Source organism: Telluria antibiotica (assembly GCF_011682055.1).
Lineage (GTDB): Bacteria > Pseudomonadota > Gammaproteobacteria > Burkholderiales > Burkholderiaceae_D > Telluria > Telluria antibiotica.
This window is the reverse complement of record NZ_JAAQOM010000019.1, coordinates 127,585-149,184: the sequence shown is the minus strand read 5'-3', so window position 1 is coordinate 149,184 and position 21,600 is coordinate 127,585. Positions and strand designations below refer to the sequence as shown.

Here is a 21,600-nt window from a genome sequence, read left to right as displayed (position 1 = left end):
ATGCCTGCTTCCGCGTGGGCACGGGGTGCCCACCCTACCGAGCTCAATCGGTAGGGTGGGCGGCCCTCCGCCCACGCGTGACGCGTGCGTGATGCCTGCTTCCGCGTGGGCACGGGGTGCGCACCCTACCGAGCTCAATCAGTAGGGTGGGCGGCCCTCCGCCCACGCGTGACGCGTGCGCGATGCCTGCTTCCGCGTGGGCACGGGGTGCCCACCCTACCGAGCTCAATCAGTAGGGTGGGCGGCCCTCCGCCCACGCGTGACGCGTGCGCGATGCCTGCTTCCGCGTGGGCACGGGGTGCCCACCCTACCGAGCTCAATCAGTAGGGTGGGCGGCCCTCCGCCCACGCGTGACGCGTGCGCGATGCCTGCTTCCGCGTGGGCACGGGGTGCCCACCCTGCCGAGCTCAATCAGTAGGGTGGGCGGCCCTCCGCCCACGCGTGACGCGTGCGTGATGCCTGCTTCCGCGTGGGCACGGGGTGCCCACCCTACCGAGCTCAATCAGTAGGGTGGGCGGCCCTCCGCCCACGCGTGACGCGTGCGTGATGCCTGCTTCCGCGTGGGCACGGGGTGCCCACCCTACCGAGCTCAATCAGTAGGGTGGGCGGCCCTCCGCCCACGCGTGACGCGTGCGCCCGCATAGCTGACGTCGCGGCAACCCGCATGGTAGTCTAGCGCGTCGACACAACCTGCCGCCGCATGCACCTCATCACCGTCATCGAAATCATCGCGATCCTCGTCGGCGCGTTCTCGGGCTTCATCGAGGCGCGGCGCAAGCGCATGGACGTGGTGGGCGTGTTCACGGTGGCCTTCATCGCGGCGTTCGGCGGCGGCACCCTGCGCGACATCCTGCTGGACAAGCGCCCGCTGTTCTGGGTGATCCACGAAGAGTACGCGATCCTGATCTTCGTGCTGGCCCTCGTCGCGACGCCCGTCATTCGCACCCTGCGCCAGATCGTGTCGGAGCGGCTGATCGTCATCGCCGACGCCGTCGGCCTCGGGCTGTTTTCCGTCGCCGGCGTGTCGTCCGCGCTGGACGCGCACATGCCGCTGTTCACCGCGTCGATGATGGGCGTGATCACGGGGATCTTCGGCGGCGTGATGCGCGACATCGTGTGCAACGAAGTCCCGATGGTGTTCAGGGACGGCAAGCCCTACGCCATCTGCGCGTTCCTCGGCAACTGGATGTTCCTGCTGCTCGGGATGAACGGCTTCCCGCACGATTTCGCGCTGTGGTCCAGCGCGACGTTCATCGTCGTGTTCCGCCTGGTGACGTGGAAGTTCGATTTCCGGGTGGGGCGATAAGGCATCGCCCCAGCACGATCAGACGGCGTCCGGCCCCGTCTCGCCCGTACGGATACGAATCACCTGCTCGACCTCCTGCACGAAGATCTTGCCGTCGCCGATCTTGCCCGTGCGCGCGGCCTTGATGATGGCGTCCACGACCTGCTCGGTCAGCGCATCGTCGACCACGACTTCGATCTTCACCTTGGGCAGGAAGTCGACCACGTATTCGGCGCCGCGGTACAGCTCCGTGTGGCCCTTCTGGCGCCCGAAGCCCTTCACTTCCGTGACGGTCAGGCCGGTGACGTTCACTTCGGCCAGCGCCTCGCGCACTTCGTCCAGCTTGAACGGCTTGATCACGCAGGTAATCTGTTTCATCGTTTATCTCCTAGTTCCGGTTTGCTTGGATTATCGCATGGCACCCGGTCAGTCCGGAATCCTCGCCAGCTCGTCCATCCACACGGTCGCTTCCGAATCGCTGGGCGCGCGCCAGTCGCCGCGCGGCGACAGCGAGCCGCCGTTGCCGACCTTCGGCCCGTTCGGCACGCACGAGCGCTTGAACTGGCTCGTCTTGAAGAAGCGCCACAGGAAGATGCCCAGGTTTTTCTTGATCGCCGCGAGGTCGTACTGGTTGCGCGCCGGGTTGCCGCCTTCCGGCCACGGCCCCGTCGCGCGATCATGCCACGCGCTCCACGCTAGGTACGCCACCTTGGCCGGGCCGAAGCCGTAGCGGATCGTGTAGTACAGGTTGAAGTCCTGCAGTTCGTACGGGCCGATGAAGTCTTCCGTCACCTGCGCGGGCTTGCCGGCCTCGCCTTGTTTGCCGGGCACGAGTTCCGGCGAGATCTCCGTCTCCAGCACGTGTATCAGCACATCGGAGCCGGTTTCTCCGATCTGCTTCGTGTCCGCGACCCACCGGACGAGGTGGGAGATCAGCGTCTTCGGCACGCTCGCGTTGACGTTGTAGTGCGACATGTGGTCGCCGACTCCGTACGTGCACCAGCCCAGCGCCAGCTCGGACAGGTCGCCGGTGCCGATCACGATCGCGTGATGATGGTTCGCGAGGCGGAACAAGTGACTGGTGCGCTCGCCCGCCTGCACGTTCTCGAACGTGACGTCGTACTGCTCGGCGCCTTCCGCGTATGGGTGGCCGAGGTCCTTCAGCATCTGGATGCAGCTGGGGCGGATGTCGATCTCGTGCGCCGTGCAGCCGACGACGCGCATCAGTTCGCGCGCCTGGCGCAGCGTGCGCTCGCTCGTCGCGAAGCCCGGCATCGTGTACGCGAGGATGTTCGTGCGCGGCAGGCCAAGCTTGTCCATCGCCTTCGCGCAGACGAGCAGCGCGTGCGTGGAATCGAGGCCGCCCGAGATGCCGATCACGACCTTCTGGTGCCCCGACGACTGCAGCCGCTGCACGAGCGCCTGCACCTGGATGTTGTAGACCTCCGTGCAGCGCGCGTCGCGGCGGCGGCCGTCCGCGGGCACGTACGGGAAGCGCTCGACCAGGCGCGCGAGCGGCAGGTCGCGGTCGAGCGGCAGCGTCACGCTGAACGGCTGCACGCGGAATTTCCCGACCTCGTGCGCGTGGCGGCGCGCGGATTGCGCGAACGTCGTCGTGTGCATGCGGTCGACCGACAGGCGTTCCAGGTCGACGTCGGCGAAGATGAGGTGCGACTCGTCCAGGAATCGTTCGGACTCCGCGAGCAGGTCGCCCTTTTCGTAGATCAGCGACTGGCCGTCCCACGCCATGTCCGTCGTGGATTCGCCGCGGCCCGCGGACGTGTACAGATACGCCGCGAGGCAGCGCGCCGACTGCTGCGCGACGAGCTGGTGGCGGTAGCCGCTCTTGCCGACGACGACGTTCGACGCCGACAGGTTCACGAGGACCGTCGCGCCGGCCAGCGCGGCGTAGGACGACGGCGGAATGGGCACCCACACGTCTTCGCAGATCTCGACGTGGAAGCGGAACAGCGGCTGGTTCTCCAGTTCGAAGATCTGCTCGGGGCCGAACGCCACGTCCTGGCCGAGCAGGGAAATCCGGTCGACGGCCGCGTTGTCCGCCGCGCTGAACTGCCGACTTTCATAAAATTCGCCATAATTGGGCAGGTAGCTTTTCGGGACCACGCCCAGGATGCGCCCGCCCGCGACGACGACGGCACAGTTGAACAGCACGTGATTCACGCGCAGCGGCGCGCCGACGACGAGCGCCAGCGGCAAGGAACTCGATGCGGCGACGACGTCGGCCAGCGCGGCCAGCACGGCGTCGAGCAGCGCGCGCTGGTGGAACAGGTCGTCGCAGGTGTAGGCCGAGAGGCCCAGTTCGGGGAAGGCGACGAGCACGGCGCCCGCGTCGGCAGCCTCGCGCGCGAGCCGGATCGTTTCCTGCGCGTTGAACTTGGGGTCGGCCACCTTGCAACGCGGGCTGGCGACGGCCACGCGCGCGAAATCGTGGAAATACAGGTTGAGGAATCGCTTGTCCATGGGTCTTTACGGCTCGGTGATCGCAGGCATTGATCGCAAATACGGAAGTCAACTCGCGGAAGTCATCTTGAATTATCGCACGCATATCGTTTCTTCTCTGTCCGAGATCGGCCAGCCGGCCTGGGACGCCCTCGTCGCGCTGCAGCCCGAGCCGAACCCGTTTCTCTCGTTCGCGTTCCTGCACGCGCTGCACGAATCCGGCAGCGCGGCGCCGGAGACGGGCTGGCAGCCGCAATACATCGCCCTGTACGACGCCGACGATGCGCTGGCCGCCGCCCTGCCCCTGTACGTGAAAGGCCATTCGTACGGCGAGTACGTGTTCGACTGGGCGTGGGCCAACGCCTACCAGGAGCATGGGCTCGACTATTATCCGAAGCTCCTGTCCGCGATCCCGTTCACGCCCGTGACGGGCCCGCGCCTGCTCGCGCGCGACGCGCGCGCGCGCGCCGCGCTCGTCGACGTGCTGGTCGCCACGCAGAAAGCGACGGACGTGTCGTCCACGCACGTGCTGTTCCCGCCGGACGACCAGGCGCAGCAGCTCGCGGCCGCCGGTTTCCTGCTGCGCAGCGGCGTGCAATTCCACTGGATAAACGGGGGCTATGCCACGTTCGACGACTTCCTCGCCACCCTGGAACACAAGAAGCGCAAGAACATCCGCGCCGAGCGGCGCAAGGTGCGCGATGCGGGGATCACGTTGCGGCGCGTGCGCGGGCCGGACATCCTCGACGAGGACTGGCGCTTCTTCACGCGCTGCTACCGCAACACGTACGCGGAACATTTCTCGAAGCCTTACCTGAACCTGGACTTCTTCCGCCGCATCGGCAAGACGATGCCGGACAACCTGCTGCTCGTGATCGCGGAACGGGACGGCCGCCCGATCGCCGCGTCGCTCGTCGTGCACGACGCGACGACCTTGTACGGCCGCTACTGGGGCGCGCTGGAACACGTGCCGTGCCTGCACTTCGAGGCGGCGTACTACCAGCCGCTGGAATTCTGCATCGAGCAAGGCATCCAGGTGTTCGAGGGCGGCGCGCAGGGCGAGCACAAGATGGCGCGCGGCTTCCTGCCCACGCGCACGTGGTCCGCGCACTGGCTCGCGCATCCGTCGTTCGCGAACGCCGTCGAGCGGTTCCTGGAACGCGAGGCCGGGGGCATCGACGATTACATCGATGAACTCAACGACCGGAATCCGTTTCGCACATGACCGCCACGCCACCGCCGCCGCTGGATGACCTGACCGTCGATGCCTACGACCGGCACGCGGCCGCCTTTGCCGCCGACTGGCACGCGCAGCCGCCGGCGACGGACATGCACGCGCTCATCCGGCAGTACTTCCGTCCGGGGCGCACGGCGGACGTCGGCTGCGGCAGCGGGCGCGATACGGCCTGGCTCGCCGCCCACGGTTACCCGGCCGTGGGGCTCGAGCCGTCGAACGGCTTGCTGGCGGAAGCCCGGCGGCGCTATCCCGAGATCGAATTCCGCGCCGCCGCGCTGCCCGATCTCGCGGGCGTCCCGCGCGCCGGCTTCGCCAACGTGCTGTGCGAAACCGTCATCATGCACCTGGAGGCGGAACGCATCGCGCCATCGGTCCGGGCCCTGCTGGACCTCCTCGAACCCGGCGGCGTGCTGTATCTGAGCTGGCGCGTGACCGAGGGGGCCGACCGCCGCGACGAACATGGACGCCTGTATGCTGCGTTCGACCCGCAGCGGGTGCTCGGCGCCTTGTGCGGCGCCACGGTGCTGCTGGACGAGCAAGTGGCGAGCCCGTCGTCGGGCAAGGTGATCCGCCGTATCGTCGCGCGGAAGACGTGACGGCCTCGGCTGTTGTAAATCCGGCACGCCTGTGCAGGCATCCGTGCCGGAGCGTCCGGATGGGCAATTCCTCGCATACAATCATGACGAGATAGCCGCTTCGCAGCCCGCCCCGTGCGGCCTTGTCGCCTCAGCCAGAGGAGAGCCATGCCGATCCCTGCAGTCGCCACGTGGTGGCGCTTTTCGCCCGCCCAGCTCCTGGAAAAATACGCCGACCGCACCTTCGACAGCGTCCATGGCACGGAAACGCGCACGTTCGCCGACCTGAAGACACTGGACATCGCCGGCACGAACAAGCGGCACGGCGAACGCTACCAGCCATCGCCCGTGTACTCGCTGCGGCGCCTGCTCAAGCGGCTGGACATCCGCCACGCCGACTTTTCCTTCGTCGATTTTGGCTCGGGCAAGGGAAGGACGCTGCTGGTCGCTGGCGAGCTGCCGTTCAAGCAGGTCGTCGGCGTCGAGTTCAGCGCCGAACTGCATCGGCAAGCGCAGGAGAATATCGAACGCTATGGCAAGCGCCGGGCGGGCGCCGTCGTCTCGGTCCATGCGGACGCGACCGAGTTCACCCTGCCGCAGGACGATCTCGTCCTGTACTTTTTCAACCCGTTCAGCGCCCCCGTGCTGAGCAGCGTGCTCGACAACCTGCTCGCCTCCCTGCAAGCCCATCCGCGCAGGGTGATCCTGATCTACCTGTGCCTGCCGGATGCGCACTGGCTGGACAAGCTCACCATGTTCCGGCGCCGCGCCACGTGGCACAACTACGTCGTGCTCGACACGGCGCCGCCGCGTCACTGAATCACGCGGCGTGGCTATGGGCCAGGCGCGCCAGCGCCGTGCCGATGCCGGCGGCGGGCAGCACGTAACGCGCATACGGCACGCCACGGATCGGAGGCAGGTCGTGCTCGCGCCGGAAGCCGATGCCTTCGTACAGCCGCAACGCGGTCGCCATGATGGGGCTCGTGTGCAGGCCCACCGCGGGCGCCTCCGCGCGCGCGGCCCGCTCGAGCGTGGCGGCGACCAGCGCGCGGCCGATGCCCGCGCCCCGTGCCGCCGGGTCCACGACCAGCATGCGGATCACGGACCAGTCGTCCGGATAGATCGCGCTGCGCGGCCGCCCCGGCCCCACGTGCACGACGGCGCCGACGACGGCACCTTCGCGTTCGGCCACCAGCAGGTCGCCGTCGGCCGCGAGGTCGGCCATGCGGCCGATGCCCGCGCTGAACGTGGGCCAGTCGTCGTAGTCGCCCGCGTACTGGGCGAACGCCGCCAGCGCGACGGCGTTGACGGCCCCGCGATCGGCGTCGGCGTAAGCGCGGATGACGACGCCGCTCATGCCGCCCGTCCCAGGTCGCCCCTGTCCAGCCACAAGGTCGGATTGTTGTCGGCCACGTCGCGCAGCAAATCCCACACGACTTTGACGCGACGCAGCCGGTACAAGTCGGTCGGCGCGGCGAGCCAGAACGAGCGCTCGGCATAGAAGCCCGGCAGCACCTGCACGAGGCGGCCGTCGTCCGGCACGGCATACGGCGGCGCCATCATGAGGCCCATCCCCAGCGACGCGGCCTCGACCTGCGCGCCCATCCCCAGCGCGCACAGCCGGCGCCGCGGCGTGAAGCCGAGTTCGTTCAGGTACGACAGTTCGCGGCTGGCCAGGCGGTCCTGCACGTAGTCGACGAAGTCGTGGCGTTCCAGGTCGGCATGCGTCTGGATCGGCGGATGCTTCGCAAGGTACGCGGGCGCCCCGTACAGGTAGAAGCGGAACGTGGCGAGCCGGGTCACGACGTAGCGGCCCGTCGACGGCGGATCGAGCATGACGCCAAGGTCGGCCTCGCGGTTGGCGAGGTTGGCGAAGCGGGCCAGCGACAGCATCTCGATCGACAGGTCGGGATGCGCTTCCAGCAGTTTCACGAGCAGCGGCGCCACGACGCGCACGCCGAACACTTCCGGCAGGCCGAGGCGCACGACGCCCTGCGCCGCGATCTCCGCGCCGCTCAGCTGCTCGGTGGCCGCGAGCGCCGCGCCTTCCATCGCCTCCGCATGCGGCAGCAGCGCGAGCCCCATCTCCGTCAGCTCATAGCCTTCGCGCGAGCGGTCGAACAATGTCGTGCCGAGCTGCTGCTCGAGGCGGTCGATGCGGCGCGCCACCGTCGTGTGCTCGACGTCGAGGCGGCGCGACGCCCCCGACAAGGTGCCGGCACGCGCCAGCTCCAGGAAAAACCGCAGGTCCGTCCACTCCGGCAGGCTGTGCATGTCGTCTCCTTTGCCGTTCGATGCGGCTTTTTCGAGAACCCGTTGTTTGATATCAAGATGACATATTGTGCACCAGTGCACATTGCCGCTGCAACGTTTTCGAAACAGCCCTTGCGTATGCACAGCAAACGGGATTTTCGGACGTCGCATCGTTGCCACGCCCCTGGCGCCGCCTCCACAGGGCGGTTCCGTCTGCTGTGCATAAATGCACAACCAGTGGGCGCGGCGTTGTCTTTTCAGCCAAATTCATCCGAGGCACACTTCCATCATGCGAAACGTACCTGAACGCATAACACCAAACAAAATCAGGAGACATTCAATGCGTGTTAGCAAGCAGAACCCGAACCGGCCGATCCGCTCCGCCATCTCCATCGCCGTGCTGATGGCCACGTACGGCAGCGCGATCGGCATCGCCCATGCCCAGGAAGACGCGAATGGCGCCCCTGCCGTGGCGGCGCAGGACGACATTGGCAAGGTCGTCGTGACGGCCCGCCGCCGCGCCGAATTGATCCAGGACGTGCCGGGCGCCGTGACGGCGTTGTCCGGCGCCGAGCTCGAAAAACAGGCGATCCCCGACCTCACCGCGCTCACCGACAAGGTGCCGAACACCACGTTGAAAACGTCGCGCGGCACGAACACGACGCTGACCGCGTTCATCCGCGGCATCGGCCAGCAGGACCCCGTCGCGGGCTACGAGCAAGGCGTCGGCATCTACCTCGACGACGTCTACCTCGCGCGTCCGCAAGGCGCCCTCACCGACATCTACGACCTCGAGCGCATCGAAGTGCTGCGCGGCCCGCAAGGCACGCTGTACGGCCGCAACACGATCGGCGGCGCCGTCAAGTACGTCACCCGCAAGCTGGCACCGAAGCCCATGCTCGACGCCAAGGCCACCCTCGGCAACTACGACGAGCGCGACCTCGTCGTCAAGGCCAGCACGCCGGTCTCCGACATGCTGCGCGTGGGCGGCACGCTGGCCACGTTCAACCGCCACGGCTACGGCCACAACGTCCTCACGGGCCAGCAGAACTACAACAAGGACCTGTGGGCCGGCCGCGTCAGCGCGGAACTGCTGCCGAGCAGCGACCTGTTCATCCGCTTCGCCTACGACCGCACCGTCGACGACTCGCAGCCGCGCCAGGGCTACCGCCTGACACCGGGTCCGGCTCCGGCCAGCGTCCAGCCGCTGCCCGGCCTGTACGACACGCGCGCCGACCTGTACTCCGTCGTCGGCCACAAGCAGCAGGTGATCAACCAGGGCACGTCGCTGCTGCTCGAATACACGATCGATCCCACGTTGTCGTTCAAGTCGATCACGGCGAACCGCAAGTCGGAATCGTATGCCCCGATCGACTTCGATTCGCTCGAGACCCCGCTGTTCGAGGCCCCCGCCATCTACAGCGACCACCAGACGAGCCAGGAATTCCAGCTCACGTACACGGGTTCCCGCCTGCAGGGCGTGGCCGGCGTGTTCTACATGAAGGCCAATGCGTTCAACAAGTTCGACGTGCTGTACAACGCGGCCGGCGGCCTGTCGCTGCTGACCTACGACGACATCGACACGAGGACGTGGGCCGCCTTCGCCGACGCCAGCTACAGCGTTACCGACACGTTCAACGTCACGCTGGGCGGCCGCTACACGGACGACCAGCGGCGCGCGCGCATCTTCAAGCAGACCTATCTCGGCCTGGGCGGCTCCGCGCTGCTGGGCAATCCGAGCGCCGTCGCGTTCGGCAAGCCGAACACGGACCTCGGCAAGGACGACCTCGACCGCACCGACAAGAAATTCACGCCGAAGGTCGGCATCGGCTGGAAGCTCGCGCCGGAACACAACCTGTACAGCACGTTCTCGAAGGGCTTCAAGGGCGGCATGTTCGACCCGCGCATGGACTTGACGGCATCGGGCGGCCCGAACTCCGCCGCGTCGCTGGCGAAGCGCCGCGGCGTCGCGCCGGAAGAAGTCAGCACCATCGAGGTGGGCCTGAAGTCGTCGATGAACGGCGGGCGCCTGCAGACGAATGCCGCCGTTTTCTACACCGACTACAAGAACGTGCAGATCCCCGGCTCGATCCCGACCTATGACGCGAGCGGCAACGTGAACGGCTTCGCCGGCACGCTGACGAACGCCGGCAAGGCGAAGATCGACGGCCTCGAACTGGAAATGATCGCCTACCTGACGAACTCCCTCAGCGTGAGCGCCATGTACAGCCACATCGACGCCAAGTACAAGGAATGGTTCGTCGCGAACGGCGCCAGCCTCGTGAACATCGCGAGCAGCACGGAATTCCAGAACACGCCGAAGAACGCCGCCAACCTGTCGGTGAACTACGACTGGCCCCTCGCCCTGGCGGGCCGCGCCGGCACGCTGAGCCTGATGAACAGCCTCGCGTACAAGAGCAAAGTGTACCAGACCGAGATCGCGCGCCCGACCGGTGTCGCGGGCCTCGACGCCACCATCCCCGGCAACCTGGCGCTGTCGCAGGGCGGCTTCAGCCTGTGGGATGCGGGCCTCGTGTGGACGAGCGCCGACCGCAAGTACCAGGTCGGGCTGCACGGCCGCAACCTGACGGACAAGCGCTACAAGGTGGCCGGCTACAACTTCTCCGGCTTCTTCAATTCCGTCACCGCGTTCTACGGCGACCCGCGCACCTACCGCGCGACGCTGGACGTGAAGTTCTGATCGTCCGCCCGGCCGCGAGGAGAGTCCCGGACGGGGCTCTCCACCGGGTGCCGCTCAACCCATTAACGGTCACATGTCCACCTACACCGACATCACCTTCAGCAGTGACGATGGCTTGTCGCTGCACGCGCGCGACTACGCGGGCGCGGGCGGTCCGGCGCGCCTGCCCGTGATCTGCATCCACGGGCTCACGCGCAACGCGGCCGACTTCGACGAGCTCGCGCCGCGCATCGCCGCCCTCGGCCGCCGCGTGCTCGCCGTCGACGTACGCGGCCGGGGCGAGTCGCAGCGCGATCCGAATCCCGACAACTACGCACCCGGCGTCTATGCGGCCGACATCGCCCGCCTCGCCTGGGACCTCGGCATCGGACGCGCCGTCTTCATCGGCACGTCGATGGGCGGGCTGATCACGATGACCCTGGCGGCGCGCCGCATCGACCTCATCGCCGCCGCCGTGCTGAACGACATCGGCCCCGTGCTGTCGGAAAAAGGCCTCGCGCGGATCGCCGGCTACGCGGGCCGCGCGGCCGCCGTACACTCCTGGGAAGCGGCCGCGGCGTGCATCCGCGACATCAATGCCTGCGCCTTCCCCGACAACGACGCCACGGAATGGGACAAGTGGGCGCGCCGCGCCTTCGCCCCCGATGCGGCGGGCGGGCTCGTGCCCCGTTACGATCCGAACATCGCGATCGCCTTGCAAACCGGTAAACTCAGGCCGACGTCGCTGCCGCTGCGGATGGCGTTCCGCAAGCTCGCGCGCGAGCGCCCGCTGCTGCTCGTGCGCGGCGCGCTGTCCGACCTGATGGAAGAACGGCAGACGGCGTGGATGCGGCGCGCGGCACCGGCGATGGCCTATGTCGAGGTGCCGAACCGTGGCCACGCGCCGATGCTGACGGAACCCGCAGCGCTCGACGCCATCGTCCAGTTCCTGGCCGACGTACCATAACGTAGGGTGGGCACCCCGTGCCCACCACCCCACGAGGAGACGAAATGAAACACATGAAATCCCTGCTCGCCGCCTTCGCCCTGACGGCAACGGGCACCTCCGTCGCCGCCCCCGACCTGAAGGTGGCCCTCATCGCCGGCAAGACGGGCCAGCTGGAATCGTATGCGAAGGAAACGGAGACCGGCTTCATGCTGGGCCTCGAATACCTCACGGGCGGCAAGATGGAAATCAACGGCCGCAAGCTGAAAGTGATCGTCAAGGACGACCAGGGCAAGCCCGACCTCGCACGCACGCTGCTGGCCGAGGCCTACGGCGACGACAAGGCCGACATCGCCGTCGGCACCACGTCGTCCGGCGCCGCGCTCGCGATGCTGCCCGTCGCGAAGGAATACAAGAAGGTGCTGGTCGTCGAACCGGCCGTCGCCGACGAGATCACGGGCGCCAAGTGGAACAAGTACATCTTCCGCACGGCGCGCAACTCGATGCAGGACGCGCTGGCGGCGGCGTCCACGCTGAAGAGCGGCAGCATCGGCTTCCTCGCGCAGGACTACGCGTTCGGCCGCGACGCCATCAAGGCCGGCAAGGAAGCACTGGGCGCCACGGGCAGCAAGGCGACCGTCGTCCACGAGGAATACGCGCCGGCCGCCGCGACGGACTTCACGGCGCCCACCCAGCGCCTGTTCGACGCCCTGAAGGACAAGCCGCAGCCGCGCGTGCTCGCCATCGTGTGGGCCGGCCCGAACCCGATGAACAAGATCGCCGACATGAAACCGGAACGCTACGGCATCTCGCTCGCACCGGGCGGCAACATCCTCCCCGTGATGAAGACGTGGAAGGCGTACGCGGGCACGGAAGGCACCATCAACTATTACTACGGCTTCCCGAAGAACAAGATGAACGACTGGCTCGTGGCCGAGCACACGAAGCGTTATAAAGTCCCGCCCGACATGTTCACGGCGGGCGGCATGGCGGCGGCGGCGGCCGTCGTCGCGGCGCTGCAGAAGGTCCCGTCGGGAAATGGCGACCAGCTCGTGACGGCGATGGAAGGCATGTCGTTCGAGACACCGAAAGGCACGATGACGTTCCGCAAGGAAGACCACCAGGCGCTGCAGCCGATGTACCACTTCCGCATCAAGAAGGACCAGAAGAACGAATGGGACTTGCTGGAACTGGTGCGCGAGATCCCGGCCAGCGAGCTGCCTCTGCCGGTCCGCAACAAGCGCTGACATGACCACGCTGCAACCATCGCTGTCCACGCGCGACCTGACGATCCGCTTCGGCGGCCACGTGGCCGTCAATGCGGTGACGGCCGAGTTTTATCCGGGCACGCTGACCGTGATCGTGGGTCCGAACGGGGCCGGCAAGACGACCTACTTCAACCTCGTGTCGGGCCAGTTGCCCGCGACGTCCGGCACCGTGACCGTGCGCGGGCAGGACGTCACCCGGCTTGGCCCCGCGCGCCGCACGCGGCTCGGGGTCGGGCGCGCGTTCCAGCTGACGAACCTGTTCCCCCATCTGACCGTGCTGGAAAACGTGAGGCTCGCGGTGCAGAGCCGGGCCGGCATCGGCATGAGCATGGTGTCGCTGTGGTTCGGCCACCGCGACGTCATCGAAAGGGCCGAGCACTATCTGGAGCGCGTCGCGTTGACGCCGAAGCGCGGCGCCCTCGTCGGCACCCTGTCGCACGGCGACCAGCGCAAGCTCGAAGTGGCGATCCTGCTCGCACTGGAACCCGAGATCCTGATGTTCGACGAACCGACGGCGGGCATGAGCGTGGACGAGGTCCCCGTCGTGCTCGACCTGATCCAGCAGGTGAAGGCGGAGCGCAACAAGACCGTGCTGCTCGTCGAGCACAAGATGGACGTCGTGCGCGCGCTGGCCGACCGCATCATCGTGCTGCACAACGGCACCCTGGTGGCGGACGGCCAGCCGGCCGAGGTGATGCAATCGAAAATCGTGCAGGAGGCCTATCTTGGCACCCCCGAACCCGCGTGACGACCTGGCGACGACGCTGCCCATGAGCGAACCCATCCTGACCCTGGCCGGCGTCCACACCCATATCGGCCAGTACCACATCCTGCAAGGCGTCGACCTCGTCGTGCCGCGCGGCGGCCTGGCGGTGCTGCTGGGCCGCAACGGCGCCGGCAAGACGACGACCTTGCGCACGATCATGGGGCTGTGGAAGGCCAGCCGCGGGACGATCACGTTCGACGGCCGCGACATCACGAAGCTGGCCACACCCGACATCGCCCGCGCCGGCATCGCCTACGTCCCGGAAAGCATGGCCGTGTTTTCCGAGCTCACCGTGCGCGAGAACCTGGTGCTCGCCGCGCAGAGCGGCCCGCTGGATGCGGCCCGCGTCGACTGGATCTGCGGCTTCTTCCCCGCGCTGAAGAAATTCTGGAACTACCCGGCCGGCAATTTGTCCGGCGGCCAGAAGCAGATGGTCGCCATCGCGCGCGCGATCGTCGAGCCGAAGAAGCTGCTGCTCGTCGACGAGCCGACGAAGGGGCTGGCGCCGGCCATCGTGCAAAGCCTGATGGCCGCGTTCCGTGACTTGAAGGACACGAGCACGACGATCCTGCTCGTCGAACAGAATTTCAACTTCGTGCGCTCCCTGGGCGACACGGTGAGCGTGATGGACGACGGCCGTGTCGTGCACGCGGGCCTGATGCACGACCTGGCGCACGACGAGCCCTTGCAGCAGCGCCTGCTGGGCCTGTCGCTCGACTCGCACCAATGAATGGAACGGACATGAGTGCAACCCTCCCGATCACCCAGGCGGACGCGCCACTGCCGGCAGCCCGGCGCGACGTCGCCCCGCTGCTGCTCGTGCCGGCCGTCGTCCTGGCCGCGCTTCCGTTCATGAGCTTGCCCACATGGGTCACGTTGACCGTGGCCGGGCTCGCGATGGGCATGATGCTGTTCATCATGGCCAGCGGCCTCACGCTCGTGTTCGGCCTGATGAGCGTACTGAACTTCGGCCACGGCGCGTTCGTGTCCGTCGGCGCGTTCACCGCGACGTTCGTGCTGCTGCCGATGCGCGGCTGGCTCGAGATGGATTCGCTGCTTGCCAACCTCGGCGTGCTGGGGCTGGCCGTGCTGCTGGCGATGGTCGTGACGGCGCTGCTCGGCTGGGCGTTCGAACGGATCATCATCCAGCCCGTCTATGGCCAGCACCTGAAGCAGATCCTCATCACCGTGGCGGGCATGATCGTGTCGGAACAACTGATCAACGTGATCTGGGGCCCCGAGCAGATCGCCGTGCCGCTGCCGGCCGCGCTGCGCGGCGCCGTGTTCGTGGGCGACGCCGCGATCGAGAAATACCGGCTGCTGGCCGTCGTCGTCGGCCTCGTCGTGTTCGCCACCATGCTGCTCACGCTGAACCGCACGAAGATCGGCCTGTTGATCCGCGCCGGCGTGGAAAACGCCGAGATGGTCGAGGCGATGGGCTACCGCATCCGCCGCGTGTTCGTGGGCGTGTTCGCCGCGGGGTCCGCGCTGGCGGGCCTCGGTGGCGTGATGTGGGGCCTGTACAAGGAAACGCTGGTGGCGCACATGGGGAGCGAAATCATCGTGCTGGTCTTCATCGTCATCATCATCGGCGGCCTGGGCTCCGTCGGCGGCTGCTTCATCGGCTCGCTGCTGATCGCCCTCGTCGCCAATTACGCCGGCTTCCTCGCGCCGAAGGTGGCGCTCGTGTCGAACATCGGCCTGATGGTCGCCGTGCTGCTGTGGCGCCCGGCCGGCCTGTATGCGAAAGGACGCCTCTGACATGCTGATCAAGCTGCTTTCCGGCGACCTCCCGCGCAGCCGGCTGCTCTCCGCCCTCCTCGTCGCCATTGTGCTGGGCCTGCTGTGCGCACCGTTCCTCTTTTCCGGTGCGCGGCCGCTGAACACGGCCGCGACGATCTGCGTCTACATCGTGCTGGTCGCGTCGTACGACCTGCTGCTGGGCTATACGGGCATCGTGTCGTTCGCGCACACCATGTTCTACGGGATCGGCGCGTACGGCGTCGGCATCGCGCTGGCCAGCGTGGACGAGCCAACATGGGGCGCGATCGCATGGGGCGTCGTCGCCGCGCTGGTGCTGACGGTCGCCCTCGCCTTCGTCATCGGCCTGTTCGCGCTGCGCGTGCGCGCGATCTTCTACGCGATGATCACCCTGGCCGTCGCGTCGTCGTTCGCCGTGCTCGCGTCGCAGCTGTCGGACTTCACCGGTGGCGAGGACGGGCGCACGTTCAGCGTTCCGGAGCTGCTGTCGCCCGGGTTCACGCTCGTCGACCACGACGTGTTCGGGCGCGCCGTCGACGGCAAGCTCGTCACGTACTACATCGTGTTCGCGGGCTGCCTGCTGCTGTTCCTGTTCCTGCTGCGCCTCGTGAACTCGCCGTTCGGCCGCGTGCTGCAGGCGATCCGCGAAAACGAGTTCCGCGCCGAGGCGCTGGGCTACCGCACCGTCGTCTACCGCATCTGGGCGAACGTGCTGGCCGCCGTCGTGGCGGCGCTGGCGGGCGCGCTGATGGCCTTGTGGCTGCGCTACGTCGGGCCCAAGACGAGCCTCGACTTCGAAGTCATGACGGACATCCTGCTCATCGTCGTCATCGGCGGCATGGGGACGATGTACGGCGCCGTCGTGGGCGCCACCCTGTTCATCCTCGCGCAGAACTACCTCAAGACGCTGATGGGCCAGGCGGCCGAGATGGCGTCCGGCGTGCCGCTGCTGGCCGCCGCGCTGCACCCGGACCGGTGGATGCTGTGGCTGGGCGTGCTGTTCATCCTGTCGATCTACTTCTTCCCGATCGGGATCGTCGGCAAGCTGCGGCTGCGCCGCGCGCGCGGCTGATCCAAAAACAAAGGGCCGTCCACCCGGAGGTGACGGCCCTGTCGGTCCGCGCGGCCCGCCGGCCGCGCCGGCGTCTTACGCTTTCGACGCGTTGTAGTTCTTCACGCCGGAGAGGATCTCGGCCTTGGCCGCGTCCGGGCCTTCCCAGCCTTCGACCTTGACCCACTTGCCCTTTTCCAGGTCCTTGTAGTGCTCGAAGAAGTGCTGGATCTGGCGCAAGGTCAGTTCCGGCACGTCTTCCACTTTCTGCAGGTTCGCATAGACCGGCAGGATTTTCTCGACCGGCACGGCCAGGATCTTCGAATCGCCACCGGCTTCGTCCGTCATCTTCAGCACGCCCAGCGCGCGGCAACGCACGACGACGCCCGGGATCAGCGCGTACGGCGTGATCACCAGCACGTCGCACGGGTCGCCGTCGTCGGCGATCGTGTCCGGGACGTAGCCGTAGTTGCACGGGTAATGCATGGCGGTGCCCATGAAGCGGTCGACGAAGATCGCGCCGGATTCCTTGTCCACTTCGTACTTGATCGGGTCGGCGTTCATCGGGATTTCGATCACGACGTTGAAGTCGTTCGGCACATCGCGGCCGGCGTTGACGTTGTTCAGGCTCATGGGTTGTCCTTGGTTGCTGGGGAAACAATAAAACAGAGATTATAACGAATCACCCCGGCCTTGTGCGTCGCACAAGGTCTCGCCAAGGCATGGAAGAGACGCCGCAACGGCGCTCATGTTGGTTCCGGCCCGACAGCGCCGGCGTCCGCTGTTGCTCCACGCCCCACTCGGCAGCCCGAAATCGGCTTCAAAACCAGCCAAACAGACCCTGATCGCAGGTGGCACGGCTTCTGCTGTATTGACGCCGTGGGCAGCCGCTCCGCGAATTCTCAACCACCATCGAGGGGAACAACATGAACATCCTGAAGCACATGGAAGCCATCTTCGTCACCACACTCGCCGCCGTCGGCGCCGGGTCGTTCGTCATCGACCGCCTGCCGGACGCCCAGGCCCGGCCGGCCGCCGCACCGCTGCCCGTCGAGAACAACATCGGCACGCCGGGTCACATGGCCGTCATCATCGTGCACGGCCACCGTCCGTCGCGTGGCGCGTGATGCCCCTCACAGCACCGTGGCCAGCGCGCACTGCCGGTAGTGCTTGTCGGCGTCCTCGCGCTGGCCCAGGGCCTCGTGCAGCTGGGCCAGCTTCAGGTGGGCGTCGCGCACCATGGCGGGCTCGGTGGCGTCCGACAGCGCCTGTTCCAGGTAGCGCTGCGCCTTGCCCCACAATTTCTGGCGCAGGCACAGCGAGCCAAGCGTCAGCTCCAGCTCCGGATCGTTCGGATGGGCGCGCAGCCAGCCTTCGCAATTCTCGATCTGCGCGAGCAAGGCAGGCGAGCCTTCCGGGCCGGCCGCTTCGCGGTACGCGCGCACGACGCGCTCGTTCCATTCCGCCTTCAGCGCATCCTCGACGATGCCCCGGGCTTCGTCGTGCAGGCCGCGCGCATTGAACGCGGCCGCCGCGCGCGCCGCGATGTACGGTTTCACGCGATCGGCGCCCGGCACGGTGTTCCACACCCGGCGGATCGATTCGGCATCGTGGCCGCCTTCCGACAGCAGCGCGTCGTACGCCATCTCGCGCAGCCGGCCGGACAGCGCCGGATGCAGCGCGTTGCGCTTGTCGAGGATGCGCACGAGGCGCAGCACCTCGGGCCAGTTGCGCGCCTGCTGGTTGGCCTTCATGGCCCATTGCAGCGCGTGGATGTGGCGCTGGCCGCTCGCGTTGAGTTCCGCGACGGCTTCCAGCGCGCCTTCCGGCTTGTGGTCGTCGACGAGCAGTTCCGTGACCGTCATCAGCCGGGCCGTCTTCAGCGACTGGTCTTGCACGATGCCGGCGAGCCAGGCGTCGCGGCGCGTGGGCTCGCGCATGCGGTGGGCGGCACGGGCGCCGATCAGCGCGGCGAGGCCCGCGTTGTCCGGCAGGTCGGCAGCGCGCATGGCGGCCTTCTCGGCATGGCCGAAGCGGCCCTCGAACAGGGCCTTCAAGGCCTCGCGCAGGCCGCGGTTGGCTTCGCGCTCGCGCTTGCGGTAGCGGTACTCGGCCACGCGCTCGGGCATGCCGAGCGTCGCGCGCACGGCGCGCACGAGGCCGTACAGCACGAGGAACAGCAGGCCCGCCAGGACGACGAACAGGTTCAGCGACAGGTCGATCCGGTGCGGCGGGTAGAAAAAGACGACGTTGCCGGGATTGAAGCGCGCGGTCACGGCGATGCCGATGGCGGCGGCCATCAGGGCGACTAACCAGAGGAGTAAACGCATCGTGCAGGTCCCGCCGGTTAAGACTTCGATTTGTAATTGCGCACGGCGTTCAGGCTCTCCGACAGGTCGGGCACGTCGATCGTGACGTTATTGGCCTGCACCTGGCGCAGCAATGCCTGCGCCGCCTGCGTCGAGCGTGCCTTCGTGTCGAAGTACTTCACGAGCATCTGCTGCGCGGTGTTCAAGTCGTCGCGGAACGTGCCTTCGTTGCGCGACAGCAGCGCGAGGCGCGCGTTCAGCAGGCGCAGCTTGAGATTCTCGCGCACGAAATACGATTCCGTCGGCGACAGCATCAGCGCGTCCGGATTATCGACCGTGCGCACGCGGATCAGCTGGCGGATGTCGTCCCACATCTCGTGGCTCCAGTCGCGCCACGTGTCCGTCACGCGCTGGCCCAAGGTGCGCTCGGCCGTGGGCGCGGGCGCGGCTACGCCCTTCGCGCGGGCCGGATTCACGCGCGTCGGCGCGATCGGCTCGGCCGGCTTTTCGTCGGACAGCAGCGGCAGGTCGTCGATCTGCGAGATGACGTTGTCGATGCGCAGCGCCATGCCGGGCTGGTCGACGGACGGCAATGCCTTCAGCTTCTCGATGTCGCGCGCGATGGCGCGGCGGATCGTGATGAATTGCGGCTTGTCGGAACGCGACAGCGAACGGTCCGCGTTCTGCAGCGCGATCAGGGCGCCCTGCACGTTGCCGGCCAGTTGCAGCTGCTGGCTCGCCGTCGACAGCACCTGCTCGATCTCGGACAGCGCCCACTCGTCGCGGTTCTTCGAGATGTCCTGGTACATCTGCTCCAGCGCGGCCTGCTGGCTCTGCGCCTCGGTCTGGCGGTTTTCCAGCACGCCGACCTTCACTTGCAGCTCCTTCGCGGCTTCCTGCACTTCGCGCACGGTCTGCGCCGTCTCGGCGTTCGACGCGTTGTCTTTCTGCAGCGTGCGCGCGACGTCCTCGCGCAACCGGTTGAAGCGCGTGTGCGTGGACCAGGTCTGGAGGGCCAGCAGCACGGCCAGCGCGAGGATGGCCACGTTCTGCGGTTTCTGCAGCAGACCACCGAGGCCGGTGCCGCTGGGCGGTGCACCGGGCGGAAGCGGCGTCACATAGCTTTCCGGCGGCACGACCTGACCGCCCACGTTTGGTTTTTCTGGATTGTTGGGCAATTCATTCATGCTCGTGATTGTAACGCGGCAAGCAGCCGCTCGTCGCCGGACCCGGTGAGGGTCACGGCCGTGAAACCAAGTGCGCCCGCCGTTTCCGCGATGCGCGCGTGCGGCACGATCAGGCGCTGCTGTTGCAATTTTGCCACACTCGTTGCGCCATCAAGCTGTTCAACGAGGCCCGCGAGGCCGCGCAACGCCTCGGAGCTCGTGATGATCCAGTCGTTCGGACGGGCCAGCAGAGCACGCAAGGAAGCCGCCAGGTCCGGCGTCAGGGCCGGGACGGCGCGGCGGTAGGCCGCCACCGTCTCGACGTCGATACCGGCCCCGCGCAACGCGTCCGGCAGGAGTTCGCGGCCCGTCTCGCCGCGCACGACGAGCACCTTGCGCCCCCGCAGCGCCGCCGTGTCGAGCGCCTGCAGCAGGTGTTCGGAATCGCTGCGCGACGCATCCAGCGGCGCGTAAATGCGATAGCCGGGACCGTCCACGCCGTGGCGGACGAGCGCCGCGCGACTGCCCTCGCCCACGACGGCCACCGCCACCTCGGGCGGCCACGCATCGATGTGGGCAAAGGCCGCGTCGACGGCGTTCGGCGACACGAACGCGACGAGCGCATAGTCGGCGACGTGTGCGAGCACGGCGCGCAGCCGGGTCTCGTCGGGCAAGGGGGAGATGTCGAGCAACGGCAGGATCAGCGGTGTGCGGCCGAGCGCCGCCACTGCGCGCGCCAGCGGCTCGGCCTGCTGGCGCGGTCGGGTGATGACGACCGTGTCAGACATCGTCGGCGGCTGCCGCCCTGCACTCGGCCAGGATGCCTTCCGCATCTTGCTCGGCCAGCTTTTGCGCGGCCTGCTCGCCGACGGCTTCCGGCAGTGCGGCCGGGCCGCTCGCCTCGGCATAGGCGCTGCGGCGGCCGTCCGGCGTGGCCACCATCGCGCGCAGGTGCAGGGTGTCGCCGTCGACGGTGGCGTGTGCCGCGAGCGGAATCTGGCAGCTGGCGCCGAACACTTTCGACACCTTGCGCTCCGCCTGTACGGCCTGCGCCGTGTGCGTGTGGTTCAGCGGCGCCAGCATGGCGCGGACGTCGAAACCGGCCGCGTTGCCCGACAGGATCTCGATCGCCATTGCGCCCTGGCCGGCGGCCGGCAGGCTGTCTTCCGGCTCCAGGTACGCGCGGATGCGGCGCGTGAGGCCCAGGCGCTTGAGGCCGGCGGCGGCGAGGATGATGGCGGCGTAGTCACCGCGGTCGAGCTTGGACAGGCGCGTGTCGAGGTTGCCCCGCAGCGGCTTGATCACGAGCTGCGGATAGTGCGCGGCGATGAGGGCCTGGCGGCGCAGGCTGCTCGTGCCGACGATGCTGCCGGCGGGCAGCGCGGCCAAGGTATCGAAATCGTTCGAGACGAAGGCGTCGCGCGGGTCTTCGCGTTCGAGGATGGCGGCGAGTTCAAAGCCTTCCGGCAACTCCATCGGCACGTCCTTGAGGGAGTGGACAGCGAGGTGCGCGCGGCCGTCGGCCATCGCCACCTCGAGCTCCTTCACGAACAAGCCCTTGCCGCCGACCTTGGACAAGGTCTTGTCGAGGATCTGGTCGCCGCGCGTCGTCATGCCGAGAATCTCGATCTGGCACTGCGGATATAATGCCGCGAGCCGGTCGCGCACGTGCGTGGCCTGCCACATGGCCAGGCGGCTTTCGCGCGATGCGATAATCAGTTGCGCGGGAACGTGCTGCGTCGTGTCGTTGGAATTCAAAACGGTTTCTTTCACTGTCGTTGCGCCCGGATCGGGCAGCGGCGGTCAAGCCCATACTGAGTCCATAAATTCTAGCATGGGCCTA

At 67.5% G+C, this 21,600-nt stretch carries 21 protein-coding genes; 12 read left to right on the top strand and 9 right to left on the bottom strand.

Annotation, left to right across the window (positions count from 1 at the left end):
* Nucleotides 1-700 precede the first annotated feature (700 nt).
* Nucleotides 701-1,306 carry a trimeric intracellular cation channel family protein gene (locus tag HAV22_RS26250; RefSeq protein ID WP_166863407.1) on the top strand — a complete coding sequence of 202 codons (606 nt, stop codon included), beginning with the start codon at nucleotides 701-703 and terminating at the stop codon, nucleotides 1,304-1,306.
* An 18-nt stretch (nucleotides 1,307-1,324) separates the two neighbouring features.
* On the opposite strand, the gene HAV22_RS26245 is transcribed toward HAV22_RS26250, so the two are convergent.
* Together HAV22_RS26245 and HAV22_RS26240 are read right to left on the bottom strand one after the other, a co-directional pair.
* On the bottom strand, nucleotides 1,325-1,663 hold the full coding sequence (locus tag HAV22_RS26245) for a P-II family nitrogen regulator (protein ID WP_036236923.1): 339 nt from the start codon (nucleotides 1,661-1,663) through the stop codon (nucleotides 1,325-1,327).
* Nucleotides 1,664-1,711: 48 nt separating this feature from the next.
* A complete protein-coding gene (locus tag HAV22_RS26240) occupies nucleotides 1,712-3,766 on the bottom strand; it encodes an NAD(+) synthase (protein WP_166863405.1) in 2,055 nt (684 codons plus the stop codon).
* A 67-nt stretch (nucleotides 3,767-3,833) separates the two neighbouring features.
* Here HAV22_RS26240 and HAV22_RS26235 point away from each other — a divergent pair, with 67 nt between their 5' ends.
* The 3 genes from HAV22_RS26235 (at nucleotide 3,834) to HAV22_RS26225 (ending at nucleotide 6,376) form a co-directional block, all read left to right on the top strand.
* Nucleotides 3,834-4,970, top strand: a complete 1,137-nt coding sequence (locus HAV22_RS26235) for a GNAT family N-acetyltransferase (protein ID WP_229421426.1) — start codon at nucleotides 3,834-3,836, stop codon at nucleotides 4,968-4,970.
* Between the two features lie 20 nt (nucleotides 4,971-4,990).
* Nucleotides 4,991-5,578, top strand: a complete 588-nt coding sequence (locus HAV22_RS26230; protein WP_166863435.1) for a class I SAM-dependent methyltransferase — start codon at nucleotides 4,991-4,993, stop codon at nucleotides 5,576-5,578.
* 147 nt (nucleotides 5,579-5,725) lie between these two features.
* Entirely contained in the window at nucleotides 5,726-6,376 is a 651-nt protein-coding gene (locus tag HAV22_RS26225) for a class I SAM-dependent methyltransferase (RefSeq protein ID WP_166863403.1), read from the top strand.
* 1 nt (nucleotide 6,377) lies between these two features.
* Here the strand turns inward: HAV22_RS26225 and HAV22_RS26220 are convergent, their stop codons facing one another.
* Together HAV22_RS26220 and HAV22_RS26215 are read right to left on the bottom strand one after the other, a co-directional pair.
* Nucleotides 6,378-6,914 (bottom strand): GNAT family N-acetyltransferase, encoded by a 537-nt coding sequence (locus HAV22_RS26220; RefSeq protein WP_166863401.1) that lies wholly within the window; start codon nucleotides 6,912-6,914, stop codon nucleotides 6,378-6,380.
* The gene (locus tag HAV22_RS26215; protein ID WP_166863399.1) at nucleotides 6,911-7,831 is read right to left on the bottom strand and encodes a LysR family transcriptional regulator; all 921 of its coding nucleotides are present in this window, start codon (nucleotides 7,829-7,831) and stop codon (nucleotides 6,911-6,913) included. Before HAV22_RS26215 ends, HAV22_RS26220 begins: the two co-directional genes overlap by 4 nt.
* A gap of 319 nt (nucleotides 7,832-8,150) precedes the next feature.
* Here HAV22_RS26215 and HAV22_RS26210 point away from each other — a divergent pair, with 319 nt between their 5' ends.
* The 7 genes from HAV22_RS26210 to HAV22_RS26180 all read left to right on the top strand — a co-directional run bounded on the left by HAV22_RS26210 (nucleotide 8,151) and on the right by HAV22_RS26180 (nucleotide 16,303).
* A complete protein-coding gene (locus HAV22_RS26210) occupies nucleotides 8,151-10,511 on the top strand; it encodes a TonB-dependent receptor (protein WP_166863397.1) in 2,361 nt (786 codons plus the stop codon).
* 73 nt (nucleotides 10,512-10,584) lie between these two features.
* Nucleotides 10,585-11,457, top strand: a complete 873-nt coding sequence (locus tag HAV22_RS26205; protein WP_166863395.1) for an alpha/beta fold hydrolase — start codon at nucleotides 10,585-10,587, stop codon at nucleotides 11,455-11,457.
* A 44-nt stretch (nucleotides 11,458-11,501) separates the two neighbouring features.
* Nucleotides 11,502-12,683: a substrate-binding domain-containing protein gene (locus HAV22_RS26200; protein ID WP_166863393.1), complete on the top strand. Its 1,182-nt coding sequence runs from the start codon at nucleotides 11,502-11,504 to the stop codon at nucleotides 12,681-12,683.
* Between the two features lies 1 nt (nucleotide 12,684).
* A complete protein-coding gene (locus tag HAV22_RS26195; protein WP_166863391.1) occupies nucleotides 12,685-13,452 on the top strand; it encodes an ABC transporter ATP-binding protein in 768 nt (255 codons plus the stop codon).
* A 22-nt stretch (nucleotides 13,453-13,474) separates the two neighbouring features.
* On the top strand, nucleotides 13,475-14,200 hold the full coding sequence (locus HAV22_RS26190; RefSeq protein WP_166863433.1) for an ABC transporter ATP-binding protein: 726 nt from the start codon (nucleotides 13,475-13,477) through the stop codon (nucleotides 14,198-14,200).
* An 11-nt stretch (nucleotides 14,201-14,211) separates the two neighbouring features.
* Entirely contained in the window at nucleotides 14,212-15,231 is a 1,020-nt protein-coding gene (locus tag HAV22_RS26185) for a branched-chain amino acid ABC transporter permease (RefSeq protein WP_166863389.1), read from the top strand.
* 1 nt (nucleotide 15,232) lies between these two features.
* On the top strand, nucleotides 15,233-16,303 hold the full coding sequence (locus HAV22_RS26180; RefSeq protein ID WP_208296378.1) for a branched-chain amino acid ABC transporter permease: 1,071 nt from the start codon (nucleotides 15,233-15,235) through the stop codon (nucleotides 16,301-16,303).
* 75 nt (nucleotides 16,304-16,378) lie between these two features.
* On the opposite strand, the gene ppa is transcribed toward HAV22_RS26180, so the two are convergent.
* Nucleotides 16,379-16,915, bottom strand: a complete 537-nt coding sequence (gene ppa, locus HAV22_RS26175) for an inorganic diphosphatase (protein ID WP_166863387.1) — start codon at nucleotides 16,913-16,915, stop codon at nucleotides 16,379-16,381.
* Nucleotides 16,916-17,208: 293 nt separating this feature from the next.
* Here ppa and HAV22_RS26170 point away from each other — a divergent pair, with 293 nt between their 5' ends.
* A complete protein-coding gene (locus HAV22_RS26170) occupies nucleotides 17,209-17,409 on the top strand; it encodes a hypothetical protein (protein ID WP_166863385.1) in 201 nt (66 codons plus the stop codon).
* A gap of 6 nt (nucleotides 17,410-17,415) precedes the next feature.
* On the opposite strand, the gene HAV22_RS26165 is transcribed toward HAV22_RS26170, so the two are convergent.
* Genes HAV22_RS26165 through hemC form a run of 4 tightly spaced genes read right to left on the bottom strand, consistent with a single transcriptional unit; the run spans nucleotide 17,416 to nucleotide 21,515 of the window.
* The gene (locus tag HAV22_RS26165) at nucleotides 17,416-18,612 is read right to left on the bottom strand and encodes a heme biosynthesis protein HemY (RefSeq protein WP_166863383.1); all 1,197 of its coding nucleotides are present in this window, start codon (nucleotides 18,610-18,612) and stop codon (nucleotides 17,416-17,418) included.
* 17 nt (nucleotides 18,613-18,629) lie between these two features.
* Nucleotides 18,630-19,778, bottom strand: coding sequence for a uroporphyrinogen-III C-methyltransferase (locus HAV22_RS26160; protein WP_166863381.1), 1,149 nt, complete (start codon nucleotides 19,776-19,778; stop codon nucleotides 18,630-18,632).
* Nucleotides 19,775-20,545, bottom strand: a complete 771-nt coding sequence (locus HAV22_RS26155; protein WP_166863379.1) for a uroporphyrinogen-III synthase — start codon at nucleotides 20,543-20,545, stop codon at nucleotides 19,775-19,777. Before HAV22_RS26155 ends, HAV22_RS26160 begins: the two co-directional genes overlap by 4 nt.
* Nucleotides 20,538-21,515, bottom strand: a complete 978-nt coding sequence (gene hemC, locus HAV22_RS26150; RefSeq protein ID WP_267874855.1) for a hydroxymethylbilane synthase — start codon at nucleotides 21,513-21,515, stop codon at nucleotides 20,538-20,540. The genes HAV22_RS26155 and hemC overlap by 8 nt, the downstream gene beginning before the upstream one ends.
* Nucleotides 21,516-21,600: the final 85 nt, after the last annotated feature.